The sequence below is a fragment of the Lentzea albidocapillata subsp. violacea genome, assembly GCF_900100275.1.
In the GTDB taxonomy this organism is placed as follows: Bacteria; Actinomycetota; Actinomycetes; order Mycobacteriales; family Pseudonocardiaceae; genus Lentzea; species Lentzea violacea.
On sequence record NZ_FNET01000004.1, the window covers coordinates 1 to 16436 of the forward strand.

Below are 16436 nucleotides of genomic sequence, written 5' to 3' on the forward strand. Positions count from 1 at the left end.
ATCGGCGCGGAACCGGGCACCGGCACGGACGGGTACGCGCCCGCGTTCGTACCGCTGGTGATCGAGAAGTTCGTTGCTCCGTAGGGCGCGAAGTCCTCGTCGGTTCCGATGAAGTACTGGTTGTCGGCGGTGAACTCGCCCTGGTGCCCGTTGCCTTCGGCGGTGCGCGCTGCTCCGGTCGACTCCAGCAGCTGCGGATCGGGATGGCTGAAGTCCGTGTCGCCGATCAGCGCCGGGTTCGCCGGGTCGTCGACGTTGAGCTGAACGTAGCCACCGTCCCAGTAGGACAGCAGCAGGACCTGGTGCCCGCCGATGTTCTTGACGACCATGTCGTGCAGGAAGACCTCGGTGAGGCCGAGCTGGGTCTGGGTGAGGTTCGGGAACTCGGCGTCGACGTCGATCTCGCGGATCAGCCGGGGCCGCTTCGGGTTGGTGATGTCGAGGATGTCGACGTCCGGGCCGCCCGACTCGAAGTTGTCGGTCGTCACCACGTACGCCCTGTCGCCGGTGTCCCACGCGAACGCGCTGTGGGTGTCGTTGGCGTCGCCACGCGACAGGTTCGCGCGGTCGCCGAAGTGCTCGGACAGCTTGACCGGCTTGCTGGGATTGCTGACGTCGTACAGGGAGACTCCGCCGCGGCCGTTCTTGCCGCACTGCTCGTTGTTCATCACGAGCATGGTGCCGTTGAAGAACTTCGTGTCGACCTGCAGCGCCTGCATGCCCTCGCCGGGCCGGCTGTCCTGGGAGTGCGGGATGAACCCGATCTGCCTCGGGTTCGCCAGGTCGGTCATGTCGACGACGTAGGCGCCGGCGTCTGGATCGCCGTCCTCACGGTTGGCGTCACAGGTCGCTTTGCCCCAGTTCGCCAGGTAGGCGTACGTGGTGCGCGGGTCGACCGCCACGTCGGCGATCAGGTCATCGGTGTCGGTCAGGTCCGCTTTGCCCAACAGCTGCAGGTCGCCCCACGCACCCGGACCATGCAGGTGTCCTTCGGTGGGGCCGTGCTGGCCGGGGTGTGCCGCCACGGGTGCCGCCATCGCCGCGGTCAGCGACGCCACGGCGAGTGCGGTGAAGAGCCTTCTGGTTCTCATTGGTTCTGTCTCCTCGTTGGTCCCCCTCGAACTGGACCCGTCACCGACGGGGCCCAGCGATCTGGTGTCACGGCAGCGAGAACTCCTGCGTCTGCGGGTTGAGGTGACCGAGCCGGAGGGCGCCGCCGGTGGCGTCGCCGCTGAGCCGGTACACGTTGAGTCCTTCGGTGATGCTGGACTCGTAGATGAAGTTGTCGTACCAGTACGACGATCAGGTCCCGCCGAGGTCGGGCGGGCTGATCGCGGGTGGGTCGGACCAGCCGATCGTGACCGGGTGGGCGGGATCGGTGAATTCGGTGGCCCAGGCTCCTGCCTGGTAGTGCCCACCGACCACGATGTAGCGGCCACTCCCTTCGGGGGCAAGGGACAGCGTGGTGCCGCCCCATGTAAGGAGTAATCGACGCGAGCCCCAACAGTGTGACCTGAGTCACCCCAATGGCCTACTATCTTGCTTCGGACATTTTCGGGCGCACGACTGTTGTTCTTGTTATTCAGATCAACTGGTCGCGCGGTGGTGAAGCACGGCTACGTACAGGCACCGAGACAGGGTCACCCTGTGCGCGGATGTCCCGAAACGGAGTGGCCGGACGTACGTGCGCGACACACTCTTGACAGCGAAGGTGGTCTAGTCCATTTTGTGGTGACCCAGTTGCCCGGAGGTGGCGATGATCAGGATCATCGGCGTGGTGGCGGTAACTCTCGCAAGCCAGCTCCTGATCCCGCCAAGCGGCGCTGCGACAGGATCGATCGGAATCCCGGCGTCGCTGGTGAGTGCGGCATCGGGCCGGTGCCTGACCGTCGAGGGCGCGAGCACCACAGCCGGTGCCCGTGCCATCGTGTACAGCTGCAATGGCGGCGCCAACCAGCGGTGGACCGTCACGGCGGCCGAGGAACTGCGGGTCTACGACGGCACGTCGGTCCGTTGCCTGGACGCCAACCAGAACGGCACGACGCCGGGCACGCGGGTGCAGATCTGGTCGTGCAACGGCACCGCCGCCCAGAAGTGGGCGTGGAACGCCAACGGCACCTTCACCGGGCGTGGTTCGAACCTGTGCCTGGACGTCTCCGGCGGCGGGGCGAGCCCGAACGGCACGCCGATCGTGTTGTGGACCTGCAAGTTCGGCGCGGCCAACCAGTTCTGGATGCAGCGGGCGGGCGGCGGACTGCCCGCGGGCGTGGTCTTCCAGGACACCGGCACGCTCACCGGCTGGAACAACTACCCGCAGGACCCCCAGAAACAGGGCGTCCTGCGCACCGTGACCAGCCCGGCGTTCCGCGGCAGCGGCACGGCCATCGAGGCGCAGCAGACCTACATCAGCGAGACCGGCGGTTACCACTCGGAGACGGTCCAGCACCACACCCAGATCATCGGGCAGGACCTCTACTACGGCCAGGCGATCTACCTGCCGGCGAACTGGCAGTGGCACAACGAGAACGTCACGTTCCAGCAGTGGTCACCCGAGGCCCCCTCCGGGCCGTGGGAGCTGATGTTCGTGCAGAACGACGAGCTACGGCTCGGCGGGAGCGGCGGGCACAGCGGCACCATCGCCAAGATCACCGATCTACGCGGCACGTGGATCCGCATCGTCACCAGGATCAAGTTCGCCGGTGGCACCGACGGCGCCTTCGAGGTGTGGGTCAACGGCACCAAGCGGATGAGCCTGACCAACAGGTCTGTGCTGCCCAAGACAGCCGCGTCGGTCCGCTGGTCGTCCGGGATCTATTGCACCGGCTGGCGCAACGACGCCCCGCTCGGCCCGTGGCAGCTGTCGATCTTCCACGACCACGCGCGGGTCGCGGCCTCCTACTCGCTGGCTGAACCCAACAACTGGTGACGGACGCCATGGATCGATGACGGAGAGCTCGACCTGCCCGTCCGGCCACAACCGGAGTTCCGCCACGCGCTCGGGCTCACCCGACCCTCCGCGATTGCGCGAAGACCTGCGGGACGAGTTCGTGGCGATCAGCGCCGGAGAACCCGCGCACCACTGATGACAACCGTCAGCACAATGACCCAGCCGAACGTCGACAGCGCGTTGCTCACCCACATTCCCGCCCCCTGCAACCGCCACCGGCCGTGCTGCCCCAGATCGAAGATCGGGAGGATCTGGTCGAGGGTGAAGACAACCGGGTTCCACCCTAAGTTGTCGGACAGACGACGCTTGAGGCACCGCATCGCTTCCATACTTGTCTTGCCGGCAGCCGGTTTTCGTCTGTAGTAGGCCCGCCCCTCGGGGTCATGCCGCAGCTGCACGACAACCATGATGTGCAGCACCCGGTTGATTCTGCGATTGCCGGCTCGGGACAAGCGATGGTGGCGGTGCTCACCGGATGAGGCATCGAGCGGGGCGGTGCCGTTCCACGACACGAAAAGGCGTCACGACGTGGTGGTGTGGGGTGCGGGTCGCGGCGGCAGGAATCCGGTGCGGTAGGCGAGCGCCACTGCGTGCGCGCGGTCGCGGGCGCCGAGGCGGTGCCGGAGCTCCCTCGCGTGGGTTCGCACAGTCGCCACAGAGACGTCCAGGCTCTGCGCGATGTCGGGGTCGCTCAGTCCTTCGGCGACCAGCGCGAGGACCTGGCGCTGGCGTGGGGTGAGCACCTCGTGCTCGGAGCCGGCCGACCGGCGCCGCGGCGTGGCGTTGAATGCCAGCACCAGCCGCGGATCGATGTACCGGTGAGCCGGATGAGTCTGCAGGATCGCCTCGGTCATGAGCGAGGCGTCGGTGTCCCTGCTCAACAGGCATCGTGCACCGGCTGCCTGGGCGACGCGTACGGACGCGGGGGTGCGGTCGCGCTCGCGGAAGAGAACGGCGACGATCAAGCGGGGATTGGTTGCGACGAGTTCCTGGGTGAGAGTGCTGCGCGGGTCGATCGCGCTGTCCAGCACGACCACGTGCGGCCGCGTTGTCCGCACACCGTCGCGGATGACATCCGGGTGATCGGTGCCACCGGCCCATTCCAGGCCGATCGTCCGTTGAACGACCGTCCGCAGGCCTTCCCGGAACACCGGAGTCGCGTCCGCCGCCAAGACTCGGAACGATGCGGCCACGGGATGCAGTGGGGTCACAAGGACCCACCGAACTGATCCACCTCGTGTGTTTCGGGGCCGGGCGCCGCGGCCGGGACGGCCAGGCTCAATACCGGCGGTACCGCACTGGAGTTGTCATGCTGCTTTTTGTCGAGTGACTCCAAGCCTTCCCGATAGAGGGACGCAATGCGTTCTCTGGCTTGCTGGGCCGCGTCGTCCAGCCACGTCTGCCGTTCGCTCAACTCGGTCATGCTTCCGCCACTCAGGTGTTCCGATTAGGCCGTTCAGTCCAGTTAAAGCTACGCGAACGTAGCAGTAACTGTAGGAATCAAGCCAATCCACCCACTCTGAGTATTCTTCGACCCCTGACCTGCAGTTTCAGTCTGATCGACCGGTCAGCTCAGGGAGTGGGATGTCCGGATCGAGGCGTATGCCGATTTCACGCAGCGCGACGTCGAACGAACCCCAGATCCACCCAGCCAGATGGGTGATCAGCTCGTCCCGCCCGAACGAGGCGTGCGGTGTCGTCACCCATCGCACCGCCGCCGTCTCCGTCATCCCGACGAGTCCGAACGCGAGGGGATCGGCGATCCGCGGGTCCCCGCCGAACAACGCGACGTACTCCGCCACCAACTCCCGCAGAAGTTCACCGATCCGCTGCCGGACAGCGGTCGCCGGTCGCTGTTCGCCGGCCAGAGGTTCCATCGACCGGGAAAGCAGGTACCGGTACAGCCTCGTGTTCTCGGAGAACCACACCACATAGGTCCGCACAATGCGCGTGATGACCTCGCGTGCGCTACCCCGCGGGGTGGTCATGGTCGGGGCAAGCTCGGAGACCAGCAACTCCGCGATCCTGTGCGCGACCGTGTCATACAGGTCGTCAGCGTCGGTGAAATGCCGATACAGGGTGGGACGGGCGATGCCGGCGCGTTCGGCGATCCGCTCAGTAGACACCTGTGGCCCGTGCTCGGCGATGGCATCGAGCGCCGCCACAACGATCTCGGTGCGGCGCGTCTCACGCTGGCCCGCCCACCGGGCGGCTCGTCCATCCACGGATGCGCCCCCCGCATATCGTCATCGAATACGTCCAGACGCATTGACCCACAGACGGTAGAGGCCAACAACTGCAGTGAAGCTCTACTACGGCCATCAGGTGACAGCGCGCGGCAAGATCCTCCGGTAGCGCAGACTGCGGCAACCGACCGTGACGATGGCGACGATCTGACGGTCCTGCACCGACAGCTCGGCGGGTTGCGCCGACTACGGCTGCGCCACCTATTACTGCCCGGACGGAATTCCCAGACTGTCGATCCACCGGCTTACGGCTGACAAGAATGGTTGAAACAACAACAGCACAACAGATCGCATGGCTCCGTGTCGCCCCGAGCGACGCCGACGCGAAACTCGATCCGGACATTTCAGTCGCCCCTTTGCCGAAACGCGGTGAATAACCGCAGCTCAGCAACGCCATGCTACTCAGAGTGTTTCCTTTGATACTCTGCGGACTGTTGCTGATACTCTCGTGTAACCCTTACTTGAAGAATCGGCTGATCGGCTCAGTCGGTCCTGACCCGAGCGAGTTTCACGGCAGGCGTGAAGGAGCCGGGTTGCATTGAGAGGCGAGAGCGATGAGTGAGTCGCATGACTTCCTGAAATGGCTTGATGAGGCCGCGTACGAAGCCAGGGAGCGCATTGCGCGCCTTTACCAGGAAGGACTCGTGCTCATCTCCGCCAGTGGGGTCGACAGCCACAGCGGCTTGTTACCAGGGATGACAACGGGGGCGACCGACTCGCACGTGCCCGGCGGTACCCAGGCGCGCGACGTCACTCAGGAAGGCACGTCCGCGTGATCCGCACTTCTCTCGCGTCCGCTCCGTTGCGGGTCCTGGCCGCGGACGCGACGCCTGTGTTTCGGGAAGGTCTGCGGGCTGTCATCGATCGCACTGTCGGGCTGGAGTGGGCCGGCGGCACCGATCACGCGGATGCGATCCGCAGAGGGGTGCGCACCATCGGGCCGCGCGTGGTCGTGCTTGACAGCGCCGTCGACCCGACGTGCACGTTGATCAGGGACCTCGTCGAGATCAATCCCGAACTGATGGTCGCGGTACTGTTCCGCGACCACGACCGCTCCCCTGCCTCCGTCCGCGTCGCCCAGTCCTCCGGGGCGCGGTGCCTGCTCAGCCGGGACACCGAGGCTTCGGTCATGGTGAGGGCTTTGCTGCAGGCACATCAGACCGGGCGGTATGTCGATCCGCGGCTCACGATGGTGCTCAGCCGCCCCTGGCAGTCGGCGTCGGCGTGTGACGCCGGTGTGCTGCTCACGGCCCGGCAACGCCAGATCCTGGCGCTTGTGGCGCAAGGGATGAGCGAACCGGACATCGCGCGACACCTCGATCTCGGGGCCGCGACGGTCAGCTCGCACATGAAGGAAACGCGGCGCCGCCTCGGTGCCCGCGATCGCGCGCACGCGGTGGCGCTGGCCTACCACGTCGGTGTCCTTCCACTGCGTCCAGCGCTCGTCGCCCAGCGCGGCATCAGCCCGGTTCGGCCCGCGCACACCGACTGATGGCGACCGATGCCGAACTGATCGCGCGGGTACGCGCCGGAGCGACCGTCGCGTTCGAGGTGCTCTATGCGCGTCACATCGAGGCCGCCCGCGCACGTGCCCGGCAGCTCAGCTGGAGCTGCCAGGTCGACGCGGACGACCTGGTGTCCGAAGGATTTCACCACGTTCTGGAAATCCTGCTCACCGGCCGGGGCCCCACACACTCGTTCCGCGGCTACCTGCTGACCACGATCACCCGCGCTGCCTTTGCTCACGCGCGCAAAGACGCGCGCCGTGTCCTCACCGAGGATCCGCACGCGCACCAACTCGCCGCACGCCTCGCTGTTCAGGAACCCGACCAGAGCGCCACGGTCGAGAACCTGCTCGACCGCGCACTCGCCCTGCGCGCCTACCGCTCCTTGCCGGCCACAGCGCAACACGTTCTCTGGTACATCGAGATCTGTGGCATGAGCCCCGGCAAGGTCGCACCACTACTGCACATCTCGGCGAACGCCGTGTCCGCGAGAGCACACCGCGCACGAGAAGACCTGCGTACCGCCTACCTCGAGGCCCACCTGACAGGAGCTCGCATCGCTCCCGCCTGCGCGCCGTTCGCGCAGGACCTCGCCGCCTGGGTCCGCACCGCGCTACGGCCACGACGCCGCCGCAGAATGCAAACACACCTCAGGTACTGCCGGCACTGCCGCGACCTGGCCGACGATCTGGCCGCAGTCGACACCACACCGCCCGCAACCCCCTTCGCCACGTGAGCCACCCGCGTGCCGTCGGTTCGGTGTGCACCCGGCCTGCGCGCGGATCTGGCGCTACCCCCGCTGTCAAAGCAGTCCTGGGCGGCGACCAGTCGCTCAGCTGTCGGACTCAGGCAGTGCGGGAAGCGCGATGTCCGGGTCGAGCGTTACACCGATGTCGCGCAGAACGACGTCGATCGCCGCCCAAGCCCAGCCGGCCAGATGCGAGATCAGCTGGTCGCGGTCGAACTGGCGATCTACTGCGATCCACCTCGCGGTTGTCGACTCGACCATACCGGCCAGCCCGAACGCCAACGGATCGGCAATCCGGGGATCCCCTTCGAACAGCACGATGTAGTCCCCAAGCAGCCGGCGCAACAGCTCGGCGATCTGCTCACGCACGTCGGCCGCCAATTGCCGTTCACCACGCTGCGCGGCCTCCATCGACCGCGAAATCACGTACTGGTACAGGAACGGGTTACCCGAGGTCCACACCACAAAGGTGCTGACGATCCGGGTGATGATCTCGCGCGCACTTCCGGCAGGACGGATCAGGGCAGGCGCCATCGCGGAGATCAGCAACTCGCCGATGCGCAACGCCACCGTGTCGTACAGATCATCAGCGTCAGCGAAATGCCTGTAGAGCGCGGGGCGGGCGATCCCGGCACGTTCCGCGATCTGGTCCGTCGACACCCACGGTCCGTGGTCAGCGATCACATCCAAAGCGGCGGCCACGATCTCGGCCCGCCGCTTCGCGCGCTGCCCTACCCAACGGGCAGCTCGTCCATCCACCACAGACCCCGTCCACCACTGCGCCCCATGTCACCACTGTATACAGCCGCAATGCCCATTTCACCCTCACCCGGAACATCAGGTCCAGCTGCGCCGGCACGTCCAACGGCAACCTCGAGGCGGATGCCGACCTTCGCTGGAGCGCGGGAGGGGCGCGACGAGTACTCCGTCTCCTGACCAGTCCTTTGTAGACCGATTTCGGCTCCCGTGAGGACAGACGGGAGACCGGTGGACGCCGCCCACGACGTGCCGGCCGATGTTGCCGGTCGCGCGGGCACCCGGGACAGTCGTTCGTTGGGTTTCATCACCGATGCCCGGCGACCGGAACCGGCTTTCGGCTAACGTGGGCCCAGCCAGCGGACCTGCGCTTCTACTACTACAGGATGATTCACAAGCGCCTGAAGGATGAGGTGTCACGGACCGGAATTGGCCAGAGTAGAACCGTGCATCCCTATCTGTGTAAGGCCACCCGGTTGTGACCATTTCTCCCAGAGTGCTGGTGGGCAGGCGCTGGCTCGTGCTGGCGATCTTGTGTGCCAGTCTGCTGCTGGTGTCCGTGGACGCAACCGTGCTGCACATGGCCCTGCCCGCGCTGTCGGAGGACCTGCGGCCCACCGCCACCAGCCAACTGTGGATCATCGCGGTCTATTCGCTGGTCGCGGCGCCCCTGCTGCTCGCCTTCGGCACGTTGGGCGATCGTTACGGTCGGCGCCGGATTCTGGTGCTCGGATACGTGGTGTTCGGGCTGGCCTCACTCGCCTGCGCGTGGGCACCCAACGTTGCGGTGCTGATCGCCGCGCGGGCCGTGCTCGGTATCGGCGGCGCGATGATCATGCCGGCCACGCTGTCGCTGTTGCGCCAGGCGTTTCCCGACCGTGCCGAACGCCAGACGGCCATCGGCATCTGGAGTGGAGTGGCCGGTTCGGGGGCCGTGCTCGGGCCACTGCTCGGTGGCTTCCTGGTGGAGACGTTCTCCTGGAACGCCGCTTTCCTGATCAACGTGCCGGTGATGGTCGCGGCGATTCCGCTGACCTACTGGCTGATCCCGGAGTCCGCGGACCCACCGGACGGGCCCTGGGACGTACTCAGCGCGATGTTGGCCGCGCTGGGCATCATCGGGGTTGCCTTCGCGATCAAGCAGACCCCGCACGGCGGGACGATGTACGTGCTCGGCCCGGTTGCCGGGCTGCTCGGGTGCCTGTTGCTCGTGGCATTCGTCCGGCGGCAACGAAAACTGCCTGTTCCGCTGCTCGACGTGGCGCTGTTCCGCGACCGCGCGTTCAGCGTCGCGGTCAGCAGCGTCCTGCTGGTCCTGACCTCGCTGGTCGGCCTGGGCCTGCTGTTCGCCCAGTACCTCCAGCTCGTGCTTGCACTGCAGCCCATGCCCGCCGCGTTGCGACTGATGTTCGTCATGGCCTCGGCGGTCGTCGGCAGCCTCGTCGCCGGGCCGTTGTTGCGGCGGTTCGGAAATCGCCGGCTGACGGTCGCCGGGTTCGCGGTCAGCGCGGTGGCCCTGGCGGCCGCCGCGGCAGGCCTGACGGTGACCGAGAATCTGTGGCTGCTCGGGCCGGTGCTGGCGGCGACCGGATTCGGTGTCTCGATCTCGCTCACCGCCGCCTCCGACGCCTTGCTCGCCGCCGCACCAGCCGAGCAGGCGGGCGCGGCGGCCGCTGTCGAGGAGACCGCCTACGAACTCGGAGCCGGGCTCGGTGTCACGATTCTGGGCAGCATCGCCACCTTGATCTACTCGGCCGGCCTTCCCGGCGCGGCGGCACAGGCGCGCGACGGCCTTACCGAGGCGACGGCCGCTGCCGCCGGACTTTCGCCCGAAGCAGGCTCTCAGCTGCTCGAACTGGCCCGTGCCGCGTTCGTGACAGGCCTGCGAGCCGCACTGGTGGTCGGTGCCGTCCTGTTCGTGCTCGCCACGATCGCCGCAGCACGTGCGCTGCCCAAAACGAAGGAATCACTCAACGATGACCGAGCTTGATCTCAAGACGACGCATCCGGCCCAGCCGGGTGTCAGCGGCGGCTGGCGCACACCCGACCGCCTGTACCGGCTGATCAGCAGCCCGGTCCTGCGCATGATCCTCGGATGGGACCTGCCCCGCCACGACCTGCGCGTGATCAACCGCCGCCCCGGCACGGTCTGCCTGGAAGTCGGTAGCGGAGGCGGCTTCTACACCACGGCGCTCAAAACCCATCTCGGCAGCGAGAACACTTTGATCGCCCTCGACCCGTCACCGCCGGCCATGCGATCACTGCGGCACCGGCTGGACGGCGTGCCCGGTGCGCGAACGTCCTACGTGGCCGGTGATGGCTGCAAGCTTCCCCTGGCTGACGACCAGGCCGACACCCTGTTCTACGGCTACAGCCTCGAGGAGATGCCCGACCCTCTGGCAGCCATTCGCGAGGCACACCGGGTACTTCGACCAGGCGGAGAACTCGTCCTGTTCCTCTGGCGCCCTGTGTTCACCCGGTATCGCCGCCAGCCAGTCCTCGCCCTGCTGGACGAGCTCTTCGAACGCCGTCGCGCCTCGGCCGGCCCGCAGAACATCCGCCTGATCTACCGAAAGCTCGCTTAGTGACAGGCGCCCGGACGATCGCGGTGATCGGCCGGGCGCTGGAACAGGACGTAGAGGTAGACCAGCGCGGGCAACAGCACCAGCATTCCGGCCGAGAGCGCGGTGAGCAGCGCGACGAGGGTGGTGCGGCCGGTGGCGGCCTCGTCCACGGTCAGTTCCGGCAGCAGCACGTACGGGTACTGCCCCACCGCCCAGCCGGCCAGGATCGCCGTGACGGCGAGCGCGGAGGCGATCCGGGCGACGGTGTACCGGCGCACCAGCAGCAGGCCCAGCGCGGCCAGCCCGGCGGCGACCGAGAGCAGCACGACCGGCAGGCCGCGGCCGGTCAGCCCGTCGAACAGCACGGGTGCGTCGGCGCGCAGCACCGCGATACCGGCCAGCCCCACCGCACCCGTGACGGCCGCGGTCAGCAAGGCGCGCAGGCGGAACGCCTCGGCCAGGTCGTGCTCACCGTCGCGGCGGGCGTCGCCGCACAGGAACACCGCCGCCAGGTAGGCGCACACCAGCACGGCCAGTGTGCCGCCGAGCAGCGAGGTGGGATTGACCCAGCTGCGCACCACGTCACCCTCGGCGATGCCCGGCGGTACACGTCCGGAGGCGACGCCGCCCACAACGGCCCCCAGGAAGAACGGCGTGAGCAACGAGGACAACGCGAACGCGGCACCGAAGAAGCGCTGCATCCCCGGTGTGCCAACGCTTTTGCGGTAGGCGAACGCCGCGCCGCGGGCGATCATGCCGAGCGCGGCGAGGGTGAGCGGGATGTACAGGGTCGTGACGGCGGCGGCGAACGCGCGGGAGAACCCTGTCCACAGCACGACGAACACGAAGATCAGCCAGACGTGGTTGGCCTCCCACACCGGGCCGATCGAGCGCTCGATCCGGTCCCGCACAGCGCGTCCCCGTTCGGTGCCGCCGGCCAGCAGGTCCCACACGCCGCCGCCGAAGTCCGCGCCGCCGAACAGCGCGTACGCCACCAGACCTGTGAACGCGGCTCCCAGCACCACCTCGGCGAGCGTCACCGCTGTCCCTCCTGCGGTGCGAGCGTGGCGCGATCGCGGGCGAGTCTGCGCAGGACGACCACCGTGAACGTGGTCAGCACGGTGTAGACGCCCACGACGGCCACCAGGCCCCAGCCCAGTCCTGGCGCCGGGCTCACCGCGTCGGCGGTGCGCAGGATGCCGTAGACGATCCACGGCTGTCTGCCGACCTCGGTGGTGATCCACCCGGCCTCCATCGCGACCACCGCCGCGACACCGGAGACGGCGACGGCGCGCAGGAACCACGCGGTGTGCGGCAGTCGCCGCCGTCGCCACCACACCAGGCCGAACCAGGCGGCGAGCCCCAGCAGGGCCGTGCCGATGCCGACCATGGTGTTGTAGGCCAGGTGCACCACGTTGACCGGTGGCCTCTCCCCGGCCGGGAACTCCTCCAGTCCGAGGACCACGCCGTCCGGGTCGTGGTGGATCAGCAACGACAGCGCGTAGGGGATTTCCACGGCGTAGTGCAGTTCGTTGTCGCGGTAGACGCCGCCGATCGAGAGGCCTGCCCCGGCGGTCGTCTCGTACTGAGCCTCCATCGCGGCGAGCTTCGCCGGCTGGTTGTCGGCGACCACGTTGGCGATCCAGTCCCCCACACCGATCTGCACCGGCGTGATGATCGCGGCGACGGTCAGCGGGATCAGCAGCCCCGCCCGATGGTAATGGTCGCGGCGCCCGCGCAGCATGCCGACCGCGTACACCGAGGCGATCAGGAAGCCGGTGACCATGAACGCCGCCAGCCACATGTGCACGAACTGCGCCCACGTCGACGGGCCGAACATGGCCGCCCACGGGCGCGCGTCGACGACATTGCCCTGCTCGTCCAGCCGGAACCCGGTGGGGTTGTTCATCCACGCGTTGGCGGAGACCACGCAGAACGCACCCACGATGCCCGCCGCCACCATCGGCAGCGCGCTGAGCATGTGCGCCCGCGGCGACAGGCGGTTCCAGCCGAACAGGTACACGCCGACGAAGATCGCCTCCACGAAGAAGGCGAAACCCTCGAGCACGAACGGGAACCCGAACACCTCGCCGAACCGGCCCATCAACCCCGGCCACAGGATGCCCATCTCGAACGACAGCAACGTGCCCGACACGGCACCGGCGGCGAACAGCACTCCCATCGCCTTGGCCCACTTGTGCGCCAGCGCGGTCAGCACCGCGTCATCGCGCCGGTGCCCACGCCACTCGGTGAACACGACGATCGCCGGGAACGCGATACCGAAGCAGGCGAAGACGATGTGCCAGCCCAATGACAACGCCATCTGCATGCGCGCCGGGTAGAGGTTCTCCGCCGTACCAGCCAGGAACTCCAGCGCAAGCACACCGATCCCCTTCGCATCTCACGCCCCTTGGAGCGCCCGAAGTACCCGGTGTCCGCGCCACCAAACAAGCGATCGGAAATGCGAGCCGTTCGGGCCGGCCCTCCCCGGTGAGCTGAAGATTCCGCATTGATGTTTGGTTCCGGACATGGTGGGCACCAGCCGGTATGGGAACACCGCCTGTTCATTGGGACCGATCACTGCAGGCCCTCCTGGAGGGTTACGCCTGGCTGCCGGGCCAACGGCGTCGCGTCGGCGGCGACGTGGTGCACACGCGGGTGATGGGTCAGCGCGCCGTGGGCCTGTGCGGCCCTGAGGCCGCGCAGTTCTTCTACGACGAGAAGAACGTCCAGCGCCACACCGCGATCCCCGGTCCGGTGCTGAGCACCCTGTTCGGCCACGGCGCGGTGCACACGCTCGACGGCGCCGCGCACCGGTGGCGCAAGGCCGTCTTCCTGTCGCTGGTGACGCGTGAGTCGACCGCCTCGCTGGTCCAGTGCGTCGCGGCGGCCTGGGAGGACACCGTCGTCGGGTGGACCGCGGGCCGAGAGGTCGTGCTGTTCGACGAGGCCAGCCGGGCGTTGACCGCGGGCGTGCGCCGCTGGGCCGGTGTTCCGCTGGAGACCCACGAGGTCGCGGCACTGGCCGCCGACCTGGTCGCCATGGTCGACGGGTTCGCGACCGCGGGGCCTCGGCACTGGCGGGCGCGGCAGGCCCGCAAGCGGCGCGAGACGTGGCTGGGATCGATCGTCCAGGACGTGCGCGACGGCAGGACCGAAGCACCAGAGGGTTCCGCGCTCGACCTCATCGCCCGGCACCGGGACACGGACGGTGAACTGCTCGACCCGCACACGGCAGCGGTGGAGCTGCTCAACGTGATCCGGCCGACCGTCGCGGTGTGCTGGTTCGTCGCCTACGCCGGACACGCCCTGTACCGGTGGCCGAAGCACCGGGGACCTCTTCAGGCAGGTGGTGACTTCGCCGTCGCCTTCGCGCACGAGCTGCGCCGGTTCTATCCGTTCGCACCGTTCCTCGGTGGCCGCGCCGCGCGGGACCTCGAGCTGGGAGGAGAACACGTCCCGGCGGGCTCGCTCGTGCTGCTGGACCTGTGGGGCCAGAACCACGACAGCCGCTGGTGGCCGGACCCGTACCGCTTCGACCCGCACCGGTTCGTGGACCGTGAGATCGGCGCGTGGGAACTCGTGCCGCAAGGTGCCGGTGATCCGAGCGCCGGGCATCGCTGCCCGGGCGAGCCGTTCACCGTCGCGATCCTCGCCGAGCTCTGCACCCGCCTGGCACATCTCGACTACCAGGTGCCGGAGCAGGACCTGACCATTTCGCTGAGCCGGATCCCCGCGCGCCCCCGCAGCGGCCTGGTCCTCGTGCCGGCACCACGTGGAACGTGAAGCCGGCCGGTGAACGCCTTCGCACCGCGGGCGGTCCGCACCGCTGCCCTCCAGCCGCGGTTGAGCAACGCGTCCGCGGGAACTCCCCTGTTTCACGTTCATCATCGACGAGGTGGCTGTCCATGCCAGAAGACCAGTACGCGCAACAGGATCCGAGGGACCAGTACCCGCGTCCCGGACGCCAGGAAGGGCAGCAGCAGGCCCATCCCGGCACGGACCGCCACATGGACCCGGAGCCCGACCACGGCGAGGCGACCTATCGGGGCAGCGGGCGCCTGGCCGACCGCAAGGCCGTGATCACTGGCGGCGACTCCGGCATCGGCCGTGCCGTGGCGCTGGCGTTCGCCCGTGAAGGCGCGGACGTGCTGCTGTCCTACCTCGAGGAGGAGCAGGCCGACGCCGAGCGCACCGCGGAACTGGTGCAGGACGCCGGGAGGCAGGCGGTGCTGGTACCCGGCGACCTGCGCACCGAGGAAGCCTGCCGGCACGTGGCCGAGCGCGCGGAGCAGGAGTTCGGGCGGATCGACGTCCTGGTCAACAACGCGGCCTATCAGATGGCACAGGACGACGGTCTTCTCGGCATCACGACCGATCAGTTCGACCGCGTGCTCAAGACGAACGTGTACGCGATGTTCTGGCTGTGCAAGGCCGCCGTACCGCTGATGCGCCCCGGCGCCACCATCATCAACACCTCGTCGATCCAGGCGTTCCAGCCCTCCCCCGAACTCATGGACTACGCCACCACCAAGGCCGCCATCGTCAACTTCACCAAGGCGCTCTCGGCCGACCTCATCGGCAGGGGCATCAGGGTCAACTCGGTCGCGCCCGGTCCTGTGTGGACTCCGCTGATCCCCGCGACCATGCCCGCCGGGAAGGTCGGCGACTTCGGCGCGCAGACACCGATGGGACGCGCTGCGCAGCCCGCCGAGCTCGGACCCGCGTACGTCTTCTTCGCGTCCCAGGAGTCGAGCTACATCACCGGCGAGGTGCTCGGCGTCACCGGCGGACAGCTGCTGACCTGAGGGCACCACCCCGATCGCCGCACGACCCGACACCGAGGAGGCGCGAATGACGATCAGCACCGAGGACCTGCGCCGGTTGCTCGACTCCGACCTGCCGGACGCCACGCTCGTGCTCGTCGAGGGCAGGGCCGAGGTGGTGACCGCGCAGGACCTCGACACCGATGCGTTCCGCGGAGCGTTGCAGGTGATGACGCGTGAGGATCTCCGCGCCCGCCTCGACGGCCCGGACGTCACCGAGCCGGAGCTCAAGCGGATCGCCGCGACGCTCGGCTCGGCCGTGGACAACATCGGCGGCTGACATGAGCTTTTCCCCACCTGGCATGCCGACGGTGGCGGCGTCGAGCACCTGGCACGAGACCGACAACGGCGACCCACAGCGACGTCCACGCCTGGCGGCCCGGCACGAACCAGACGTTGTGCGGGCGCGGAACGCACCTGCACCGACGTGTTCACCAACAAAAACCCTGGCGTGTGGGCGATCTCCTGGATGGCCGACGGCCACGACACCGGGTTCCACGACCACGACCGATCCAGCGGCGGCGTACACGTCGGCCGCGGCTGCATCCGGCACGAACACCTGCGGATGGGTGAACGGCCCACCGGGGCGGCGATCGAGGCGGGCGCGACGTTCTGCTTCGACGACACCTTCATCCACCGCATGCGGCCCGAGCCCGGCGCCGGCCCGACCGTCACCATCCACGCCTACTCGCCACCACTGCGGCAGACCGGCCAGTACGGCGAGTGCGACGACGGCCTAATCCCCTGATCGACGCGCGCAGCGCGTGATCGCCGAGCCAGGAACCGGAACCCATTCCAGGGCCCCGTTCGATGACGTACCGCTGGCGGCCCGATCGCTTGCCGA

General features: G+C 68.1%; 18 protein-coding genes. 10 read left to right on the forward strand and 8 right to left on the reverse strand.

Features of this window, described 5'->3' with window-relative positions; translation table 11 throughout:
- On the reverse strand, positions 1-1091 hold a 1091-nt coding region (locus tag BLR21_RS10465; RefSeq protein ID WP_143027676.1), incomplete at its 3' end, for an LVIVD repeat-containing protein.
- 665 nt (positions 1092-1756) lie between these two features.
- Between BLR21_RS10465 and BLR21_RS43175 the strand changes: the two genes are divergently transcribed.
- Positions 1757-2926 carry a ricin-type beta-trefoil lectin domain protein gene (locus BLR21_RS43175; RefSeq protein WP_218130838.1) on the forward strand — a complete coding sequence of 390 codons (1170 nt, stop codon included), beginning with the start codon at positions 1757-1759 and terminating at the stop codon, positions 2924-2926.
- 128 nt (positions 2927-3054) lie between these two features.
- On the opposite strand, the gene BLR21_RS43670 is transcribed toward BLR21_RS43175, so the two are convergent.
- From BLR21_RS43670 to BLR21_RS10495, 4 genes are all read right to left on the reverse strand, one after another.
- Positions 3055-3459 (reverse strand): IS110 family transposase, encoded by a 405-nt coding sequence (locus tag BLR21_RS43670; RefSeq protein ID WP_256334609.1) that lies wholly within the window; start codon positions 3457-3459, stop codon positions 3055-3057.
- 9 nt (positions 3460-3468) lie between these two features.
- On the reverse strand, positions 3469-4119 hold the full coding sequence (locus BLR21_RS10485) for a response regulator transcription factor (RefSeq protein ID WP_143027677.1): 651 nt from the start codon (positions 4117-4119) through the stop codon (positions 3469-3471).
- Between the two features lie 35 nt (positions 4120-4154).
- The gene (locus BLR21_RS10490) at positions 4155-4370 is read right to left on the reverse strand and encodes a hypothetical protein (protein ID WP_090005652.1); all 216 of its coding nucleotides are present in this window, start codon (positions 4368-4370) and stop codon (positions 4155-4157) included.
- A 127-nt stretch (positions 4371-4497) separates the two neighbouring features.
- Positions 4498-5172 (reverse strand): TetR/AcrR family transcriptional regulator, encoded by a 675-nt coding sequence (locus BLR21_RS10495; protein ID WP_090005653.1) that lies wholly within the window; start codon positions 5170-5172, stop codon positions 4498-4500.
- A gap of 575 nt (positions 5173-5747) precedes the next feature.
- On the opposite strand from BLR21_RS10495, the gene BLR21_RS10500 reads away from it, so the two are divergent.
- From BLR21_RS10500 to BLR21_RS10510, 3 genes are read left to right on the forward strand one after another with little or no spacing between them, the layout of a single operon-like run.
- Entirely contained in the window at positions 5748-5969 is a 222-nt protein-coding gene (locus BLR21_RS10500) for a hypothetical protein (RefSeq protein ID WP_090005654.1), read from the forward strand.
- On the forward strand, positions 5966-6685 hold the full coding sequence (locus tag BLR21_RS10505) for a response regulator transcription factor (protein WP_090005655.1): 720 nt from the start codon (positions 5966-5968) through the stop codon (positions 6683-6685). Before BLR21_RS10500 ends, BLR21_RS10505 begins: the two co-directional genes overlap by 4 nt.
- The gene (locus BLR21_RS10510) at positions 6685-7434 is read left to right on the forward strand and encodes an RNA polymerase sigma factor (protein ID WP_090005656.1); all 750 of its coding nucleotides are present in this window, start codon (positions 6685-6687) and stop codon (positions 7432-7434) included. Before BLR21_RS10505 ends, BLR21_RS10510 begins: the two co-directional genes overlap by 1 nt.
- A 96-nt stretch (positions 7435-7530) precedes the next feature.
- Here the strand turns inward: BLR21_RS10510 and BLR21_RS10515 are convergent, their stop codons facing one another.
- On the reverse strand, positions 7531-8148 hold the full coding sequence (locus BLR21_RS10515) for a TetR/AcrR family transcriptional regulator (RefSeq protein WP_176929572.1): 618 nt from the start codon (positions 8146-8148) through the stop codon (positions 7531-7533).
- A gap of 532 nt (positions 8149-8680) precedes the next feature.
- On the opposite strand from BLR21_RS10515, the gene BLR21_RS10520 reads away from it, so the two are divergent.
- The gene (locus tag BLR21_RS10520; protein ID WP_256334610.1) at positions 8681-10192 is read left to right on the forward strand and encodes an MFS transporter; all 1512 of its coding nucleotides are present in this window, start codon (positions 8681-8683) and stop codon (positions 10190-10192) included.
- Entirely contained in the window at positions 10179-10787 is a 609-nt protein-coding gene (locus BLR21_RS10525) for a class I SAM-dependent methyltransferase (protein WP_090005658.1), read from the forward strand. Before BLR21_RS10520 ends, BLR21_RS10525 begins: the two co-directional genes overlap by 14 nt.
- Here BLR21_RS10525 and BLR21_RS10530 read toward each other — a convergent pair.
- The gene (locus BLR21_RS10530; protein ID WP_090005659.1) at positions 10784-11806 is read right to left on the reverse strand and encodes a cytochrome d ubiquinol oxidase subunit II; all 1023 of its coding nucleotides are present in this window, start codon (positions 11804-11806) and stop codon (positions 10784-10786) included. The genes BLR21_RS10525 and BLR21_RS10530 overlap by 4 nt on opposite strands.
- A complete protein-coding gene (locus BLR21_RS10535; RefSeq protein ID WP_256334611.1) occupies positions 11803-13149 on the reverse strand; it encodes a cytochrome ubiquinol oxidase subunit I in 1347 nt (448 codons plus the stop codon). Before BLR21_RS10535 ends, BLR21_RS10530 begins: the two co-directional genes overlap by 4 nt.
- Positions 13150-13313: 164 nt before the next feature.
- Between BLR21_RS10535 and BLR21_RS10540 the strand changes: the two genes are divergently transcribed.
- The 4 genes from BLR21_RS10540 (at position 13314) to BLR21_RS10555 (ending at position 16340) form a co-directional block, all read left to right on the forward strand.
- Positions 13314-14552 carry a cytochrome P450 gene (locus BLR21_RS10540; RefSeq protein ID WP_090005660.1) on the forward strand — a complete coding sequence of 413 codons (1239 nt, stop codon included), beginning with the start codon at positions 13314-13316 and terminating at the stop codon, positions 14550-14552.
- A gap of 122 nt (positions 14553-14674) precedes the next feature.
- Complete coding sequence (locus BLR21_RS10545) at positions 14675-15574, forward strand: SDR family oxidoreductase (protein ID WP_090005661.1); 900 nt, start codon at positions 14675-14677, stop codon at positions 15572-15574.
- 46 nt (positions 15575-15620) lie between these two features.
- Entirely contained in the window at positions 15621-15872 is a 252-nt protein-coding gene (locus tag BLR21_RS10550) for a hypothetical protein (RefSeq protein ID WP_090005662.1), read from the forward strand.
- Positions 15873-16019: 147 nt separating this feature from the next.
- A complete protein-coding gene (locus tag BLR21_RS10555; protein ID WP_176929573.1) occupies positions 16020-16340 on the forward strand; it encodes a cupin domain-containing protein in 321 nt (106 codons plus the stop codon).
- Positions 16341-16436 lie beyond the last annotated feature (96 nt).

Excerpts from the sequence above, each read along its gene's own strand:
- BLR21_RS10525 (WP_090005658.1), top strand. The coding sequence starts at position 10,179 with ATGACCGAGCTTGATCTCAAGACGACGCATCCGGCCCAGCCGGGTGTC.
- BLR21_RS10490 (WP_090005652.1), bottom strand. The coding sequence starts at position 4,370 with ATGACCGAGTTGAGCGAACGGCAGACGTGGCTGGACGACGCGGCCCAG.
- BLR21_RS10510 (WP_090005656.1), top strand. The coding sequence starts at position 6,685 with ATGGCGACCGATGCCGAACTGATCGCGCGGGTACGCGCCGGAGCGACC.
- BLR21_RS10500 (WP_090005654.1), top strand. The coding sequence starts at position 5,748 with ATGAGTGAGTCGCATGACTTCCTGAAATGGCTTGATGAGGCCGCGTAC.
- BLR21_RS10550 (WP_090005662.1), top strand. The coding sequence starts at position 15,621 with ATGACGATCAGCACCGAGGACCTGCGCCGGTTGCTCGACTCCGACCTG.
- BLR21_RS43175 (WP_218130838.1), top strand. The coding sequence starts at position 1,757 with ATGATCAGGATCATCGGCGTGGTGGCGGTAACTCTCGCAAGCCAGCTC.
- BLR21_RS10545 (WP_090005661.1), top strand. The coding sequence starts at position 14,675 with ATGCCAGAAGACCAGTACGCGCAACAGGATCCGAGGGACCAGTACCCG.
- BLR21_RS10540 (WP_090005660.1), top strand. The coding sequence starts at position 13,314 with ATGGGAACACCGCCTGTTCATTGGGACCGATCACTGCAGGCCCTCCTG.